Annotated in this window: 17 protein-coding genes and 1 rRNA gene; 10 read left to right on the forward strand and 8 right to left on the reverse strand. The window is 53.1% G+C overall.

The genetic code is table 11. The annotated features are described in order from the left end of the window. Window positions 1-108, forward strand: a 5S ribosomal RNA gene (rrf, locus tag ACUHMQ_RS13535); the annotation flags it as partial. Window positions 109-264: 156 nt separating this feature from the next. Here the strand turns inward: rrf and ACUHMQ_RS13540 are convergent. Both ACUHMQ_RS13540 and ACUHMQ_RS13545 read right to left on the reverse strand, forming a co-directional pair. Continuing rightward, window positions 265-1401 (reverse strand): PilT/PilU family type 4a pilus ATPase, encoded by a 1137-nt coding sequence (locus tag ACUHMQ_RS13540; protein ID WP_445295991.1) that lies wholly within the window; start codon window positions 1399-1401, stop codon window positions 265-267. Between the two features lie 30 nt (window positions 1402-1431). Further along, window positions 1432-2472 carry a type IV pilus twitching motility protein PilT gene (locus ACUHMQ_RS13545; protein WP_445295992.1) on the reverse strand — a complete coding sequence of 347 codons (1041 nt, stop codon included), beginning with the start codon at window positions 2470-2472 and terminating at the stop codon, window positions 1432-1434. A gap of 65 nt (window positions 2473-2537) precedes the next feature. Here ACUHMQ_RS13545 and ACUHMQ_RS13550 point away from each other — a divergent pair, with 65 nt between their 5' ends. The 4 genes from ACUHMQ_RS13550 to ACUHMQ_RS13565 all read left to right on the forward strand — a co-directional run bounded on the left by ACUHMQ_RS13550 (window position 2538) and on the right by ACUHMQ_RS13565 (window position 5536). Then, window positions 2538-3224 carry a YggS family pyridoxal phosphate-dependent enzyme gene (locus tag ACUHMQ_RS13550; protein WP_445295993.1) on the forward strand — a complete coding sequence of 229 codons (687 nt, stop codon included), beginning with the start codon at window positions 2538-2540 and terminating at the stop codon, window positions 3222-3224. Window positions 3225-3248: 24 nt separating this feature from the next. Beyond that, complete coding sequence (locus ACUHMQ_RS13555) at window positions 3249-3818, forward strand: hypothetical protein (RefSeq protein WP_445295994.1); 570 nt, start codon at window positions 3249-3251, stop codon at window positions 3816-3818. Beyond that, entirely contained in the window at window positions 3815-4624 is an 810-nt protein-coding gene (gene proC, locus ACUHMQ_RS13560) for a pyrroline-5-carboxylate reductase (protein ID WP_445295995.1), read from the forward strand. Before ACUHMQ_RS13555 ends, proC begins: the two co-directional genes overlap by 4 nt. A 327-nt stretch (window positions 4625-4951) precedes the next feature. Beyond that, window positions 4952-5536: a YggT family protein gene (locus tag ACUHMQ_RS13565; RefSeq protein WP_445295996.1), complete on the forward strand. Its 585-nt coding sequence runs from the start codon at window positions 4952-4954 to the stop codon at window positions 5534-5536. A 217-nt stretch (window positions 5537-5753) separates the two neighbouring features. Here the strand turns inward: ACUHMQ_RS13565 and ACUHMQ_RS13570 are convergent, their stop codons facing one another. Continuing rightward, window positions 5754-6197 carry an FxsA family protein gene (locus ACUHMQ_RS13570; protein WP_445295997.1) on the reverse strand — a complete coding sequence of 148 codons (444 nt, stop codon included), beginning with the start codon at window positions 6195-6197 and terminating at the stop codon, window positions 5754-5756. Window positions 6198-6494: 297 nt separating this feature from the next. On the opposite strand from ACUHMQ_RS13570, the gene dsbD reads away from it, so the two are divergent. The 5 genes from dsbD to ACUHMQ_RS13595 all read left to right on the forward strand — a co-directional run bounded on the left by dsbD (window position 6495) and on the right by ACUHMQ_RS13595 (window position 11186). Then, a complete protein-coding gene (dsbD, locus tag ACUHMQ_RS13575; protein ID WP_445295998.1) occupies window positions 6495-8450 on the forward strand; it encodes a protein-disulfide reductase DsbD in 1956 nt (651 codons plus the stop codon). A gap of 2 nt (window positions 8451-8452) precedes the next feature. Continuing rightward, complete coding sequence (locus ACUHMQ_RS13580; RefSeq protein WP_445295999.1) at window positions 8453-8986, forward strand: TlpA family protein disulfide reductase; 534 nt, start codon at window positions 8453-8455, stop codon at window positions 8984-8986. Between the two features lie 475 nt (window positions 8987-9461). Then, complete coding sequence (locus tag ACUHMQ_RS13585; protein ID WP_445296000.1) at window positions 9462-10124, forward strand: CsgG/HfaB family protein; 663 nt, start codon at window positions 9462-9464, stop codon at window positions 10122-10124. A gap of 21 nt (window positions 10125-10145) precedes the next feature. Further along, window positions 10146-10511, forward strand: coding sequence for a DUF4810 domain-containing protein (locus ACUHMQ_RS13590; protein WP_445296001.1), 366 nt, complete (start codon window positions 10146-10148; stop codon window positions 10509-10511). Window positions 10512-10517: 6 nt separating this feature from the next. After that, window positions 10518-11186, forward strand: a complete 669-nt coding sequence (locus tag ACUHMQ_RS13595; RefSeq protein ID WP_445296002.1) for a DUF799 domain-containing protein — start codon at window positions 10518-10520, stop codon at window positions 11184-11186. An 82-nt stretch (window positions 11187-11268) separates the two neighbouring features. Here ACUHMQ_RS13595 and ACUHMQ_RS13600 read toward each other — a convergent pair whose 3' ends face one another. From ACUHMQ_RS13600 to ACUHMQ_RS13620, 5 genes are all read right to left on the reverse strand, one after another. Next, on the reverse strand, window positions 11269-13266 hold the full coding sequence (locus tag ACUHMQ_RS13600) for an acetyl/propionyl/methylcrotonyl-CoA carboxylase subunit alpha (protein ID WP_445296003.1): 1998 nt from the start codon (window positions 13264-13266) through the stop codon (window positions 11269-11271). A 219-nt stretch (window positions 13267-13485) separates the two neighbouring features. Then, entirely contained in the window at window positions 13486-14274 is a 789-nt protein-coding gene (locus ACUHMQ_RS13605; RefSeq protein ID WP_445296004.1) for an enoyl-CoA hydratase/isomerase family protein, read from the reverse strand. A 39-nt stretch (window positions 14275-14313) separates the two neighbouring features. Next, a complete protein-coding gene (locus ACUHMQ_RS13610) occupies window positions 14314-14769 on the reverse strand; it encodes a YaiI/YqxD family protein (RefSeq protein ID WP_445296005.1) in 456 nt (151 codons plus the stop codon). Continuing rightward, complete coding sequence (locus ACUHMQ_RS13615; protein WP_445296029.1) at window positions 14769-16376, reverse strand: carboxyl transferase domain-containing protein; 1608 nt, start codon at window positions 16374-16376, stop codon at window positions 14769-14771. The genes ACUHMQ_RS13610 and ACUHMQ_RS13615 overlap by 1 nt, the downstream gene beginning before the upstream one ends. 487 nt (window positions 16377-16863) lie before the next feature. Continuing rightward, window positions 16864-17211 (reverse strand): cupin domain-containing protein, encoded by a 348-nt coding sequence (locus ACUHMQ_RS13620; RefSeq protein WP_445296006.1) that lies wholly within the window; start codon window positions 17209-17211, stop codon window positions 16864-16866. Between the last annotated feature and the right edge of the window lies 1 nt (window position 17212).

Here is a 17212-nt window from a genome sequence, read left to right on the forward strand (position 1 = left end):
GGCCATAGCGTGTTGGACCCACTCCTTCCCATCTCGAACAGGACAGTGAAACGACACCGCGCCGATGATAGTGCGGATCTCCCGTGTGAAAGTAGGTCACTGCCAGGCGCCTTATAGTGAAGCCCCGGTCTCAACAGAGATCGGGGCTTTTGCTTTGCTGCTTTGCGGGTTTCGAATTGGGGGACAGTAGGAATGGAAAGAGAAACGGCCGCCACGGCGGCCGTTTCTGATTGAGATGAACTTATGCAGGTAAGCCGCAGGACATCAGACAATATCGAGATGGTCCAAACCAGCCAGTGCATCTCTTCCCTTAGATTCTTTCGATTGTAGTTTGATCTTCAGGCGCAGGTCATTGACCGAGTCAGCGTTGCGTAAACCATCTTCGTAGCTGATCTTGCCATCCTCGTATAGGTCAAATAGGGCTTGATCAAAGGTTTGCATACCTAATTCGCGGCTCTTACTCATGATTTCTTTGATCTCATGTACATCGCCTTTAAAGATCAGGTCTGAAATCAGCGGTGAGTTCAGCATAACTTCAACAGCTGCTGCTCGACCTTTACCGGTTCTTAATGGAATGAGCCGTTGAGATACAAAAGACTTCAAGTTCAGTGACAAGTCCATCAAGAGCTGAGCACGTCGTTCTTCAGGGAAGAAGTTGATAATACGATCAAGCGCTTGGTTTGCTGAGTTGGCGTGTAAGGTAGCCATGCAAAGGTGACCTGTTTCAGCAAAGGCGATGGCGTAATCCATGGTTTCACGGTCACGGATTTCCCCGATAAGAATCACGTCGGGTGCTTGACGCAAGGTATTGCGTAGGGCGTTATGCCAGCTATCGGTATCTACACCAATCTCACGTTGTGTGACGATGCAATTCTTGTGTTCGTGCACATATTCAACTGGGTCTTCGATCGTAATGATGTGGCCATAGCTGTGTTCATTGCGAAAGCCAATCATGGCTGCTAGCGATGTGGATTTACCCGACCCTGTTCCACCTACGAAAATAACCAAACCCCGCTTGGCCAGTGCTACATCCTTAAGGACAGGGGGGAGACCTAAATCATCGAACTTCGGGATTTCTGTGGTGATCGTTCGCAGGACCAAGCCTATGCGCCCTTGCTGTTGAAAGGCATTACAGCGGAATCGACCGATACCACCAGGACTGATAGCGAAGTTACATTCTTTTGTAGCTTCGAACTCTTCCGTTTGGCGGTCGTTCATGATGGCTCTGGCCAGCTCTTTGGTGTGCTGATTATTCAGAGCCTGGTTTGATACCGGTGTGAGCTTCCCATCGATTTTCATGGCTGGCGGAAAATCGACAGTGATAAACAAGTCAGAGGCATTTTTCTGACGCATCAAGCGCAGCAGATCGTGCATGAATTTGGTGGCTTGTTCTTTTTCCATGGTTTACTCCAGCGCTACGTGTATTACGCCTTATTTGAAATTGTCGGGATTCATAGCCTTACCGCGAGCTTCCTGGCTAGTAATCAGATTACGACGGACAAGTTCAGTGAGGCATTGGTCGAGTGTCTGCATCCCGTACTGCTGGCCCGTTTGGATGGTCGAATACATCTGGGCGATTTTGTTTTCCCGTATCAGGTTTCGAATCGCGGGAATACCAATCATAATTTCATGGGCGGCGGCCCGGCCGTTACCATCCTTGGTTTTCAGTAGTGTTTGTGAAATTACGGCTCGTAATGATTCGGACAGCATGGAACGAACCATTTCTTTTTCTGCTGCAGGGAATACATCAACGATACGGTCAATGGTTTTGGCTGCAGATGAGGTGTGCAATGTACCGAACACCAGGTGACCTGTTTCGGCTGCGGACAAAGCGAGACGAATAGTTTCCAGGTCACGCATTTCACCCACCAGAATGACGTCTGGGTCTTCACGTAAAGCGGCGCGTAGTGAGTTTGCAAAGCTTAGTGTGTGGGGGCCAACTTCCCGTTGGTTTATCAAGCACTTTTTTGATTCATGCACGAATTCGATTGGGTCCTCAACGGTGAGGATGTGACCGTACTCGTTCTCGTTGATGTAGTTGATCATGGCGGCCAAGGTGGTGGATTTACCTGAACCTGTTGGGCCAGTCACCAGCACGATACCGCGGGGGGTTTCGGCGATCTCTTTGAAGACCTTGGGCGCGTTCAGTTCTTCCAATGTAAGTACTTTGGAAGGAATGGTACGAAACACTGCACCTGCGCCACGGTTTTGCACGAAGGCATTTACGCGAAAACGTGCCAGATTGGGAATTTCAAAAGAGAAGTCGCATTCCAGCGTTTCTTCATAGGTTTTACGCTGACCGTCGTTCATGATGTCGTACACCATGTCGTGCACATCACTATGTTCCATCGGCGGCAAATTGATCCGGCGAACGTCGCCGTGTACCCGGATCATTGGCGGTAGTCCTGAAGAAAGGTGCAAGTCCGATGCCTTGTTCTTGACCGAGAAGGCGAGGAGTTCGGAGATTTCCATTTATAATTCCCTATTCAAAGCCGCGCCCACATTGGATTTGGGGCAATATTCCGTGAGCATTATGGATGTCAGAAATCGATAAAGCTAGACAATCTGTCCTCTCCCGCATTACGAAAGCCTTACAGTTGGCTGGCCGTTCGTCGGAAGCCTGCCAGTTATTGGCCGTCAGTAAGACGTTTCCTGCTGATTCAATCCGTACCTGCTATGCCTTGGGCCAACGGGCTTTTGGCGAAAACTACGTACACGAGCTGGTAGAAAAAGCTACCCAGCTCACTGATTTGCCTCTTATAGAATGGCACTTTATTGGACCTTTGCAGAGCAACAAGACACGCGTGATAGCCAAGACGGCGCATTGGGTGCACAGCGTTGACCGTTTGAAGATCGCACAACGTTTGTCGGAACAACGCCCGGCTGAGTTGGGACTGCTGAATATATGTGTTCAGGTAAATGTTTCTGGCGAAGCAAGCAAATCGGGCTGTTTGCCTGAAGAGGCAGTTCCGCTGGCACATGCTGCTGCGGTTTTGCCCAATTTAAGGCTGCGAGGATTGATGTGCATACCCGAGCCGACCCAAGATCAAGCTCGGCTGGTTGGTCAGTTTGCAAGTTTGCGTATGCTGCAAACGCAATTACGCCAAGAAGGTTTAGTGCTTGATACCCTATCGATGGGTATGTCTGCTGATTTGGAAGTGGCGATAGCCGAGGGGGCCAATATCGTCAGGGTGGGGACGGCGTTGTTTGGGGCACGTCATTGAATAGTCAAAACGAAAAGGATTGCTGTGGAAAGTACTAACCACCACGCCAGTTTGGCTGAACTAGCGCGCTGTGTACGCGTGGAGGAAGGTGAACAGCAGGATAGGCTTGAATTGGCTTCTGCCTGGGCTCGTCTGCCATATGGTGCAGCCAATCGTACGGTGGGGCTGATCACAGTCAGTGTCACCGGTATTCTGATCAGTCTGCTTCTTTTGCAAGCGGCGATTGCCCGCACTATGCCGACCTTGATTGTCGCGTTGCTGGCATTAGGGTTGGCGTTATTTTTTGGATGGTACTTTCGAGCGTGGTTTTGGAGGACTGCCGTTGAAGTCAACGCTGTACGTATTCGCCTGGCTATGCTTGGGTGGGGGGTGCCCGCGCCTGTTGAGTTACCTATTGCCGATATTCAAGCGCTGGCCTATCGCATGGACAATGGCCGACTGGCAGTGTTGAAGCTCGATTACACCGGGGGAAGTCTGCCCATACCGTTTAGTGGTCAGAGGGAGCTGGATAAGCTGTATTGCAACATCCTGTTACATCTTCTACAAAAGCGCCGTCCGGAAATTGCCTTTGCGGCGGCGAGTGAGACAGCATGAATATTCTATTCATTGGCGGTGGCAATATGGCTACCGCCATGGTTGGTGGGTTATTGCAACAAGGTTTTATTGCTGGCGATATTTGCATTGTGGACCCCTCTGAAGAGGCCAGGCAAAAGTTGGTTAGTAGCTTTGGTGTTCATACGTTCGCGGCAGATGCTGCCTTACCAATGTCCGACGTAGTTGTACTTGCGACCAAACCACAACAGCTGGCTGCGGTAGCGCAACAACGTGCTGCAGAGTTGGCGGGTCGGTTGGTGATCAGTATTGCCGCCGGTATTCGTATGGCGGATTTGGACCGTTGGTTGAATCGCGCAGCGCGGTTGATCCGTGTTATGCCCAATACCCCCGCATTGGTTCGGGCTGGTATCTGCGGTGCTTGGTTAGGCCCGCACGCTACGCAGGCTGATCGTGTCAGTGCAGACCGTATTTTGGCATCGACTGGGGCGGTTGTATGGGTTGCGGATGAGGCAAGATTGGATGCCATTACTGCTATTTCCGGTTCTGGCCCAGCCTATGTGTTCTATTTTATGGAGTCACTGACTGAGGCCGCTATTCAGCTTGGGTTTGACGCTGTTACTGCACGCCAACTTGCTTATGCGACATTTGATGGTGCTATCAAGTTGGCACAGGCAAGTCCGGACTCTGCTGGAGCTTTGCGTGAAAAGGTAACGTCCAAAGGCGGAACGACCGAAGCTGCGTTGAAGCTGATGGGTGAGAAGGGGATACAGGCGGCGATCGTGCTGGCAGCCCAAGCTGCGGAGAACCGTGCTGCGGAACTGGCGGATGAGCTTGGATGTGCGTAATGGTCCGGCGGGAAGCACTCCAATTGATGGTGAGCCTCATAATTAGCTGAATGACCAGCATGAACCGATCATTCATTTAGTCAGTCTGAGTGTAAATTTCCCTGAGAATCTACTCAACGGCTTGTGAGCTAAAGCAAGACAAGGAGAAGCACCAGAGGAAGTGGAGTTTATGAGGGGTAAGTGAGCATCCTGAGGGCGATTTGAACGCCATAGTGCCCCAAACCACCGGTGGTTATCTGATCATCAGCGATGTCAGGGCCAAGTCTTGAACAAAGTACTTAATACACTTCCGGCCAGCGTGAGTTGGCTGCCATTGTTGGATAAGCCATGCTCGCCGAAGCACTTAGTTTTTTGGTCCGTAATCTTGTCAGTTTCTTTATTCTGAATCTGCTTTTGCGATTCTATCTACAGGTGGCTCGAGCCCCTTTTGGCCATCCCTTGGCGCAGTTCACGGTGAAGCTCACCAATTTTGCCGTGCTGCCCTTGCGTAAATTGATAGGCAGCATGCGCGGGTATGACACTGCAACGCTGTTGCTTGCTTGGTTAAGTGCGATCGTGATGCACTTTATTCTATTGCTGTTGTCGCCTTGGCCGATCAATTTTCTTACGCCGGTGGCGGCAATTGGGCTGATGATGTTATCGCTAGTCGAATTGATGAAGCTTTCGTTGTATCTGTTGTTTGCCACAGTAATCGTGCAAGCGATACTCAGTTGGGTAAGTCCTTACAATCCACTTACACCAATGCTTGAGGCGATCAGCAGGCCATTCTTGAGCCCGCTGCGTAAAGTGATTCCTGTTATTGGCGGTATAGATCTAAGTCCATTGGCATTGATACTGATCTTGCAGATGCTGTTGCAGTTTGCTTTGGCGCCTATAGAGCTGGGGGTATTTCAATACATCGTTATTGCTTAGAGCCTGTTCAAGATCTGTCGCGAGTAGCTGTCAGCAGCTTATGCGTTGCTAGAAAGCCTCCGGGAGGGGAGGGGGGCGCCGAACTGCTACGGTTCTTCGCATCAAGAAGTTCGCAGCCTCATGTACAACAGTACATTCCGGTTTTTGCTCTGCACTCTACTGATGGCTGCGTGTGACAGATTGTAAACAAGCGCTAAGGCTGTTTGGGTAGATCATTCTATTTTGTAGTTTCGTGAGGTAACGGCTGCGGGCTTTCCTCGACACGCGAGAATTCGCCTTCATAGATTCCATCAGCTGCCGTAGAAGCGCTGTCAGGCCCGAACCGAACAGTCTTGCCACCAGGCCAAGGCAGTATCAGTAGTAGACCAATGACATCGCTGATCGGGCCGGGAAAAATAAACAGCAGGGCGGCAATCAAGGTACGCGCTACCCAAAAAAGCCGGCCGAGTGGCAACTCGCCCGCCCGCACGGTGTCAACCAATGCCCAGGCTGTGGTGAAGCGCCAGCTCTTAAGAATACCTAAGCCGATCAGGGCGCTGGCGAATAGCCAAAAGGCGAGCCACCAGCCGATTTCGCCTGCCAGCCAGATGGATGCCATTAATTCCATCAAGGGGAGCGCCAGCAAGAAACCCCCGAGCCAAGGTAAGAGTCGAATAAACATACTTGAAACTGATTCCCAATTAGTCGTATTGTGCAAGCCGCCCAACGGTGCAGTAGTAAATGGGTAGCCACTGTCAAACCAAGTTGCCCAGTAATCCTTCAGCCGGGTCCTATTGCCTGATAGCGCCGCTTTGCTGGACTTAATCGAAACCGCTTACGAGATCTCGATGTCGATCAATACCTTCAGTGCCCTTTATCCACAGCAATCTACGTTCCGTACCCCGTATTTCGGGCAACTGCAGGTAGGCAAAGGTCACCAAATTGCAAGCTGGCTGCAAGGTTTCAACGGAGTTGGGGCATGAAACAGTTTGTCCAATTTCTACTCGTTGGGTTCCTCAGCAGCCATCTATGGGCGGCAGGCAATACAGATGATTTGCTGCCACCAGAGCAAGCTTTCAAGCCCTCGCTCGTCAGAACGGGTGAAAAGACGGCGACGCTGAAGTTTCGGGTTGCCGAGGGCTACTATCTGTACCGTGACCGGCTTAAGTTTACCTTGTTGCCGGATGGCCAAGTGAAGGCTGAGTTGCCCGCGGGTAAGAGAAAGCACGATGAATATTTCGGCGAGGTTGAGACTTACCGTCATACCTTGGAAGTGCCGCTGACTACAGATAGCCCTTGGACTGCTGAGGCAAAACTCAAACTGGTCTCTCAAGGTTGTGCTGATGCTGGCGTATGTTATCCACCGCAGACTACCGAGTTATCACTTGCCGGAGGGGATGCGCCTGCCCCGAATGTATTGGACACCTTGTTTGGCGCGCCGAGTGAAACCGCCCCGGTAACCAAGCCTGCTTCCCCAGCCCGTGCTGCCCCACCAGAAACGGTGACGCCACGTGCCCCAGTATCATTACCGACCTCACAAGCTCCTGAGTTGCCTAACAAAGAAGCGGTGCCGATTGAACCAGCGCCGGTTGTAACGCAAGCTGAGGTGCCAGTCCAGCCTGCATCTCCCCCTTCAACGGTGCCTTCGGAGGCTGCACAAGGGCCATTTGCTGGATTGGATGGTTGGGCCTTGTTGCTGGCTTTCTATCTGGCCGGCCTGGGTATGGCGGCGACGGTTTGCATGTACCCATTGATACCTATCATTTCATCGTTGATCGTTGGCCAGGGGCAGCAGGTGGGCAAGCTGCGAGGCTTTACTTTGGCGATGGCCTATGTGCAAGGAATTGCGGTGGTCTATGCGACGGTGGGTGCCGTGGCGGCGTTGACGGGGTCGTTCCTGGTCGCAACCTTGCAGAATCTTTGGGTAATCGCAGCGTTGTCATTGGTGTTTGTTGTGTTGGCCCTCTCGATGTTTGGTTTGTTTAGCCTACAACTGCCCAGTGCCTTACAAAGCCGGGTTAATGATGCCTCCAACCGTCTTGGTGGTGGGAAGTTGGTGTCGGTTTTCCTCATGGGGGCGTTGTCTTCCCTGATTGTCGGTGCGTGTATGGGGCCGCCTTTGGCTGCCGGTTTGGGCGTGGTCGGTGCGCGTGCAGATGTGTTGTTCGGTATTGCAGCGTTTTACTTGCTGGCCTTGGGAGTGGGTACACCCTTGCTGGTGGTTGGCGTATTGGGTGGCCATGCACTGCCTAAAGCTGGTGCCTGGATGACAGGTGTCAAGAATGCGTTTGGTACGATATTGCTGGCTGTGGCTTTGTGGATTGCCCGCCCCGTTCTGCCGGATTGGGCATTCATGCTTGGCTGGGCTGCCTTGGCGATTGGCGCCGGTGTCGGTCTTTCTGCATTTGATTCCCTTTCACCGCACGTGAAGCCGATTACACGGCTTGGTAAGGCGGTAGGGGTGGTGTTGGCATTGGTTGGTGTGGCACAGTTGGCGGGTTTGCTTGCAGGCGCGCGTGATCCGCTGCAGCCGCTCAAGCCCTTTGCTGGCGGTGTCGCGGTTGCTGCAGAGCGTAAGCTCGCTTTTCAACCTGTGAATACACCTGCAGAGCTGGACGCGGCTATCACTGCTGCTCAGGGCAAGACAGTGTTGCTGGATTTTTACGCTGATTGGTGTGTCAGTTGCCAGGAAATGGAGCGCTATACCTTTGCCGATGCGGATGTACAGCGCACCTTGAGTAACATCGTGCTGCTAAAAGTCGATGTCACCGACAATGCGGAAGGACATAAAGCATTGCTTAAGCGCTTTGGGCTGTTTGGCCCGCCAGGTACGATTTTCTTTGGTGCAAATGGCAAGGAGATCGGCCAAAGACTGATTGGTTTTGAAGATGCCAGCCGTTTTGTGCAGCGAGTCAACAGCCTCCCTAAAGCCTGAGTATGAAGAAAATTCTTCCGTATCTGATCGTTGCGGCGTTAGCGTTGCTGACGGGGGTTAGCGCTGCATGGTGGAAAGGTCGGCAAGCCAGTGAGCCGACCACCGCCAAAGCGGTCGCTAATGCCCCTACGGTATGGCAAAGTAGATTCAATGATCTGCAAGGTAAGTCACAGACACTGGAACAGTGGCGTGGGAAGCCATTAGTGTTAAATTTCTGGGCGACCTGGTGCGCACCTTGCCGGGAAGAGATGCCGGAATTTGTCGCGACGAAGAAGTCCCTGGGCGACAAGGTGAGCTTTGTCGGACTTGCCATCGATAACCCTGCCGATGTGCAGAAGTTCGTCAATGAGCTGGGAATTGACTACCCTGTTTTGGTAGGGGAACAACCCGCCTTGGAACTAATGCGTGCTGAAGGTAATCGTATTGGCGCTTTGCCTTTTACGCTTATTTACGATGCGCAGGGAAACAAGGTGGCGGCTCATGCAGGCCGCCTTGATAAGAAGATGCTTGCGGCCTACCTCGATCCGCTTACTTGAATCTAATTGGTGTCGCTGGGTAAGTTTACTCGACGAATTCAAATAGAAGCCAAGCCTAAGAACCTGTTTACGATCTTGCTGTGCAGCTGTGATCAGGGCTCACGTGTTGCTAGAAATCCTCATGTACATCCCGGTTTCTGCGCTGCGCTTCACACCCTACTGACGGTTGTTCGTGACAGATCGTAAACAGGGGCTTACGGGGTTGCAATTGCCATCTTTGGCTGTAGCCCCTGAATGTTATGGGACATTATATGAGTAAGGTATGATTGTTTAAGTATTCTTAACTAAAAGTCTAATCTTTAAAGATTTATCTGCTTCTGCCTGCTTGATAGACTCTTTGCTGCTAAATGTGCATGAATGAAAGTGTTCTGCTTGGCGTATTGCAATCAGCTTGGATAAATGATGTGTTCTAGCGCTACCGTGCTTTATTGGGTGCGGCAATAGTGCATTTTTAAACTTTGTGGACTTTATTTGTATGAATAAAACTATTCTATGTATTACGTTACTTGCTGCCCTGACTGGTTGCGCCACCGAACAATCACGTAGCCTGGACGTCGCCAAAGTGACATCGGCTGGTACCACTTACACTGGTGCACGCAGCATGATCAGTATCGGCAAGTTTGATAATCGTTCGAATTTTATGCGCGGTATTTTCTCGGATGGCGTGGACCGTCTGGGCGGTCAGGCCAAAACCATTTTGATGACCCACTTGCAGCAAACTGGTCGGTTTAATGTGCTTGACCGCGAAAACATGAATGAAGCCGCTCAGGAAGCCGCTTTGTCACGCAAAACCCAGAATCTGAAAGGTGCGGATTACGTGCTGACAGGTGATGTTACCGAGTTCGGCCGTAAGGAAGTGGGCGACCAGCAGTTGTTTGGTATTTTGGGGCGCGGCAAGTCACAGGTTGCTTATGCAAAGGTGAACATCAATGTCGTCAATGTACAGACGTCTGAAGTCGTGTTCTCGTCGCAGGGCGCCGGTGAATACAGCTTGTCCAATCGTGAAATTGTAGGTTTTGGTGGTACAGCCAGTTACGATGCCACGCTCAATGGCAAAGTATTGGACTTGGCGATCCGTGAAGCCGTTAACAAGCTGGTTGCCGGGGTTGAATCGGGTGCTTGGCGTCCTGCGCAATAACCTTTGACTAGGTCAGTGTTAATGAAGTCCACTTTCTCTAACCGGTTGGCGTTCGCCAGCGTTGCGCTGGGTGCGGTCATGCTTGGTGGATGCGCGACGCCGTCTAGGCCCCTTTATAACTGGGGTAGTTACCAGCAGCAGGTGTATGAGTCGCTGAAGGACAGCGGCTCAAGCCCTGAACAGCAGATCAGCGCGCTGGAGCGGGATATGCAAAAAGCGCAAGCCAAAGGGGAAGCGCTTCCCCCTGGTTTTCATGCGCATCTGGCCATGTTGTATGCCAAGGTGGGTAAGAGTGATCAGGTTCGTCAGCAACTTGAAGCCGAGAAAGCGCAGTTTCCAGAATCCACGACGTTCATGGATTTTCTGCTTCGCAAATTCAAGAAGTGAAAGAACATGATGACTTTTAATGCCATCAAAGGAGTCAGCGCTGCGTTGTTGTTAGCGGTGCTGGCAACGGGTTGCGCCACGCCGACGTTGAGTCACGACTACACAGCGTTCAAGCAGAGCCGCCCCAAGTCCATACTCGTACTGCCGCCGATTAATAACACACCAGAGATCAAAGCGACTGACAGCATGTTGTCGCAGATGACCCATCCGTTGGCTGAGTCTGGTTATTACGTTGTGCCGGTTGCTGTTGCCAGTGAAGCATTCCGGGAAAACGGGCTGAACACTGCAGATGATATCCAGGCGGTCTCTGCCAAGAAGTTGCGGGAGATTTTCGGTGCGGACGCTGCGCTTTACGTCAAGATTACGGAATACGGCAGCAGCTATAAGATCGTCCGGAGTGAGGTTGCTGTGGCTGCAGAAGGGAAATTGGTCGATCTACGAAACGGTCAAGTGCTGTGGTCTGGCAGCGCCCGTTCTTCGAGCGCAGAGAGAAGTACTGATAGTGGCGGCGGGCTTACTTCTGTGCTGATTGGGGCACTGATTGACCAGGTAGCAAATACGCTCAGTGACAACGGCCATACCTATGCGGGTATTACCAGTGAGCGCTTGTTGTCGGCGGGTAAGTCGGGGCAGATTTTATATGGTCCGCGTTCGCCAAAGTACGGCACGGATTAAGTACGGTTTAGCTCGGTCCCGTTGACGAAGACCCGCAATGCTTCTAGGTCATTGCGGGTTTTTTCTTGGTAGCAAGTGGGTGTTACTGCGATGCAATTTCCAAAAGTGCAGTACCTTCTGTGACCTGTTCCCCCTTCTGGAAGAATACTTCCTTTACCTCGCCAGCATGAGGAGCGAGGATGGTGTGTTCCATCTTCATGGCTTCCAGGATCATGAGTGGTGTGCCTTTTTCGACAATTTCGCCGGCTTTGACGTGTACAGCCACAACAGTGCCCGGCATGGGTGCATTGAGGCCACCGGTTGCTTCAGCAACCTGTAAGCCCACCAGCAACGGGTTGAAGGGTTCGAGCTCGGTATTGGCTCCGTTATTCACAATCGTCAACTGGCCATCATGGCGTACTGCAGTGGCTTGCAAACGGTGGCCGTTGATGACGGCGCGTAACATTTGGCCATGTAAACTGCCATTAGCGTTCAATTTCTCTGTACCGATTTCCAGCATGTAGCCTGTATCGGCATAGTGGGCGATCACGGCGTATTCTTGGCTACCAACACGGAAATGCAACGCGTGCCGATTGTCCTGGTTCAAACGCCAGCCATCTGCTTCCCACCAAGGGGAGGCAGGTTCTTTGGAACACTGCCGCATGGCTAGGTTACGGGCTTCAACTTGTGCCAGTTCGGCCAGCGCTGCCAATGCAAGGGTATCGACGCTGATGGGTGTGGGAGACGGAATCAATCTCTCACGATGGCGGGCGATAAAACCGGTATCGAGCTCGCATGCCGCGAAGGCTGGGTGGCTCGCCAATTGCCGCAGAAACGCCAAGTTGGTATCAAGCCCCACCACCTCGTAGTCGCTCAGAGCATTGGTCAACCTGTCCAATGCGCGTTGGCGGTTTTCATCCCAGACAATCAGCTTGGCGATCATTGGGTCGTACCAAGGGGAGATCTCGTCGCCACTTTCCACACCGGTGTCGACACGCACATAGGCCGACTCGGCAGGCTGGTGCAGATGTGCCAGCTTCCCGATTTGGGGCAGAAAGTCACGTGCCGGGTCTTCGGCATATACCCGGGCCTCGAATGCATGGCCGTGAATCTTCAATTCGTGTTGTTTGAGGGGTAAGGACTCACCACTCGCCACCCGCAATTGCCATTCAACCAAGTCCTGCCGGGTAATCATCTCGGTGACTGGGTGTTCCACTTGTAGGCGGGTATTCATTTCCATGAAATAGAAGGCACCGGTCAACGTATCGAAAATGAATTCGACCGTTCCTGCGCCCACGTAGCCGATGGCTTTGGCTGCGTTGACAGCGGCAATGCCCATTTCACTACGGCGTTCTGCCGTCATGCCGGGAGCTGGGGCTTCTTCCAATACCTTCTGGTGACGGCGCTGCACTGAGCAGTCACGCTCGAACAGGTAGACGGCCTCGCCATGCGTATCGGCAAACACCTGGATTTCGATATGCCGCGGTTTGGTCAGGTATTTTTCGATGAGCACGCGCGAATCGCCAAAGCTCGATTCTGCTTCACGTTGGGCGGAAGCCAGCTGACTCAGAAAATCGGTCGACTTCTCGACGATCTTCATGCCTTTTCCACCGCCACCGGCAGAGGCCTTGATCAACACTGGGTAGCCCATTTTGTCAGCTTCCCGCTGCAGAAAGCTCACGTCCTGCTTCTCGCCGTGGTAACCCGGTACCAGCGGGACTGCAGCGCTTTCCATCAGGGTCTTGGCGGCAGACTTGGACCCCATGGCCGAGATGGCGCTAGCGGGTGGACCGATGAAAACCACGCCGGCTTCGACACAAGCGATGGCGAATTCGGCGTTTTCGCTGAGGAAACCGTAACCGGGATGAATGGCTTCGGCCCCGGTCTGCTTGGCGATGGCGAGGATCAGATCACTGCGCAGATAGGATTCACGTGGTGCTGGTGGCCCGAGTCGGAAAGCCTCATCCGCCAGTTTGACGTGACGGGCTTGGGCATCGGCATCGGAATAGACAGCAACAGTCTTGATGCCGAGTTTGCGGGCGGTGGCGATAACGCGGCAAGCAATCTCACCACGGTTGGCTATGAGTATTTTCTTGAACATCTGCAGTGCTCGGGACGAAGTGATAAAGCCAACAGGGAGCCCTTGGAACCTGCACGATCTTAGTGCGCAACCGTGATCAGGGCTCATATGCTGCTCGAAATCCTTATGTACCTTAAGTACATTCCGGTTTCAGCGCTGCGCTCCACCCTGCTGACGGCTGTTCGCCACAGATCGTAAGAGGTACTTAAAGCCGAGTACTCCCTGTAGGTTGATATGTTATTAGTGCTTGACCCAGTTGGGAGGGCGTTTCTCCAGGAACGCTGTCAGCCCTTCCTGCCCTTCCTTGCTAACCCGTTGTGCTGCAATACGTTTGGCACACAGGTCGTTGAGCTCACTGCAAATAGGGCGGTCGGCCACCTCGGAGACAAGGCGCTTGGCTGCCGCCATGGCCATGGGCCCATTATTGAGTAGCTGAGCGGCCCAGCTATGGGCAAGCACGCTCACTTCTTCCTGTGGGGCCAACTCGTGGACCAAGCCGATGCGTTGGGCTATGGCTGAACTGAACCGCTCTGCCGAGAGGAAATAACGACGGGCCTGGGCTACGCCGATCTTGCGGATGACATAGGGTGAGATGACGGCAGGGATCAGCCCCAGTTTGACTTCGGTGAGCGAGAATTGTGCTTCTGGCGCAGCGAATACCATGTCACAGCAGGCGATAAGGCCCACCCCACCACCATAGGCAGGCCCTTGTACTGCCGCGATGGTGGGGATGGGCAGGGTATCAAGCGTATGCATCAGCTTGGCCAGTTTCTGCGCATCCGCAAGGTTCTCGGCTTCGCCATAGCTAGCCATGCGCTTCATCCACCCCAGATCCGCGCCAGCCGAAAAGCTCTTGCCAGCGGCAGCCAGCACCAGTATGCGTACTGCTGGATTGGTGGCCAGGCCTTCGAGTGCATTGGTCATCTCAACGATGAGCTCATCATCGAAAGCATTGTGGCGTTCGGTACGGTTCAGGGTCAGTGTGGCGACACCGTTGGTATTGACCTCGACGCTGAGTGACTTGCTCATGATGTGTCTCCTTTGTTGTGGTGGAATAGCCGCATGCACTCAAATTCGGTTTGCCTGCAAAAATTTATCCAGCTGTTTGGCGAAGGCTTGGCGATCGGCTTGGCTTAGTGCCGAAGGTCCGCCGGTTTCAACACCGCTGTCGCGTAACTGGGCCATAAAGTCACGCATCTGCAAACGTTCCGCTATGTTCTCCGGGCTATAGAACTCACCCCGTGGGTTCAATGCCCGTCCTCCCTTTTCGATGACTTGCGCTGCCAGTGGAATATCCGCGGTAATGACCAAGTCCCCTGGTTTTACCCGTAAGACAATTTCGTTGTCCGCGACATCAAATCCACGTGGTACCTGCAGGCTACGAATATGGCTGGAAGGCGGCACACGTATCAGCTGATTCGCTACCAGCGTGATTGTGATCTGCCAACGGTCTGCTGCCCGGAACAGGATTTCCTTGATGACGGTGGGGCAGGCATCGGCATCTACCCAGATATTCAATACCATCACATCCGGAACACGCCAAAACGGGTTTCCTCGATTGCTTTATTGAGGCTGGCTGACATAGCCAGACCCAGTACACGGCGGGTGTCCTTGGGGTCGATTATGCCGTCGTCCCATAACCGGCTGGTGGCGTAATAGGGCAGGCTCTGTGCTTCGAATTGCTCGCGTAACGGTTGTTTGATGGCCTCGCGCTCCACGTCGCTGAGTATCTGGCCTTTCTTGGCCAGCGCTTCTTCACGCACCTGGGCCAGCACACCTGCTGCCTGTTCACCGCCCATTACACCGATGCGGGCATTGGGCCACATGAAGAGAAAATTGGGGCTGTATGCCCGGCCGCACATGCCATAGTTGCCGGCACCGAAACTGCCGCCGATGATGATGGTGAATTTCGGTACTTTGGAAGTCGCTACCGCAGTCACCATCTTGGCGCCGTGTTTGGCGATGCCTTCGGACTCATACTTCTTACCCACCATGAAGCCGGTGATGTTCTGCAGAAAGACGAGGGGAATACCGCGCTGGCTGCAGAGTTCGATAAAGTGTGCGCCTTTTTGGGCACTCTCGGAGAACAGCACGCCGTTATTTGCGACGATGCCGACCGGCATGCCATAGATATGGGCAAAACCGGTGACGAGTGTCGTACCGTAGGTTTCCTTGAATTCATCAAAGTGGCTGCCGTCTACAATGCGGGCGATAACCTGGCGGATGTCGAAAGGTTTTTTTAAGTCCGCTCCGACGATGCCGTAAAGCTCGTCTGTAGGGTAGCGTGGTGCCTCCACCGGTTTCAGCGCTATGTTCAGCGGTTTTTGCCAGTTGATATTGGCAACGATACGGCGCACCTGGTCGAGCGCGTGGGCATCGTTATGGGCATAGTAATCGGCAACACCTGAAATCTTGGCATGAACGTCCGCGCCGCCCAATTCCTCGGCTGTTACTACTTCACCCGTGGCGGCGCGCACTAGCGGTGGGCCTGCCAGGAAGATCGTGGCTTGGTTTTTCACCATCACGCTGTAGTCGGACATGGCTGGAACATAAGCACCACCCGCAGTACAACTTCCCATCACCGCGGCAATTTGAGGTACCCCTTGGGCCGACAACGTGGCCTGGTTGTAGAAGATGCGACCGAAATGGTCGCGGTCGGGAAAGACTTCGTCCTGATTCGGCAGGTTTGCGCCACCGGAGTCCACCAAGGCGATACAGGGCAGGTGGTTCTGCAGGGCAATCTCCTGCGCCCGCAGGTGCTTCTTCACCGTAGTGGGATAGTAGGTACCGCCTTTTACGGTGGCATCGTTGGCGATGATCATGCATTCCACACCTGACACCCTGCCAATGCCTGCGATAAGACCGGCAGAGGGAACCTGATTGTCGTATTGGCCGTGCGCGGCCAACTGGCCGACTTCCAGAAAAGGCGAGCCCACATCCAGCAATTGCGCTACACGGTCGCGCGGCAGCAATTTGCCCCGTGCGGTATGCCGCTGGCGGGCGACTTCTCCGCCACCGAGTTCCACGGCCGCTGCCTTGGCGCGTAGATCCTCCACCAATACCTGCATAGCGGTGTAATTGGTCTGAAATTGGGCAGACTTCGGATTGACGGTGTTGGGCAGAATGTTCATGGCATCACGCTTTTCAGGACTTCTCCAAGGCTCCATCTTCATCGCGATAGGTTGCTACGTACAAACCTTATCGTTCTACAGGGCCAAGCCTGTTGTATCGATAGGGTACCTTTGTCGCTTGTTTCGCTGTGAGCCTGGAGGATATGGAAGGCCACTTGCTAAGTTTGCCCGCCGGAAAACTGGTGGGCATGGATTAACTTCAGAACTTATTGTCTGTTTACGATCTGTTACGAGCAGCTGTCAGCAGGGTGCAGCGCAGAAACCGGAATGTACTTTTGTACATGAGGATTTCGAGCAGCACATAAGCCCTTATCACACCTGCGCAGTAAGATCGAAACAGATTCTTAGAACCTGCCTAAAGTCTCGCGAGCTAAAGCAAGACAAGGCGAAAACAATCGAGGAAGCGGAATTTACAAATGGTAAATGAGCATTCCGAGGGTGTTTTCAACACCGTATTGCTGACGCACAGCAGACTTTAGACAGGTTCTTAGACTGAGGCACGGATTTCGACAGTAGGCGCAGACTCCGCCGGTGCAAACATCACCAGCACATCCAGCGCGCTATGTACAACACGAAAACGTGGGGCGACCTTGGCTGGAACATGTACCAAGCTGCCGGCAGTAACGTTTACCTCGTCGTCCCCCACCTGCATCGTTGCAGCGCCGGTAATCACAAAGTACAGACAGTCTTCCTGGTGTGCGCCTTGTGTGTCCTGTGAGCCGGGTTCCAGGTGATAGAGTCCGGCACTCATATCGCGCGTACGCAGGAATTCGAGATAGGGCGAGGCATGTGTCTGCCGGTCCTGGCTGATGGTATCTAGATGAAAGATATGCATT

The organism is Chitinimonas violaceus, from assembly GCF_052601015.1.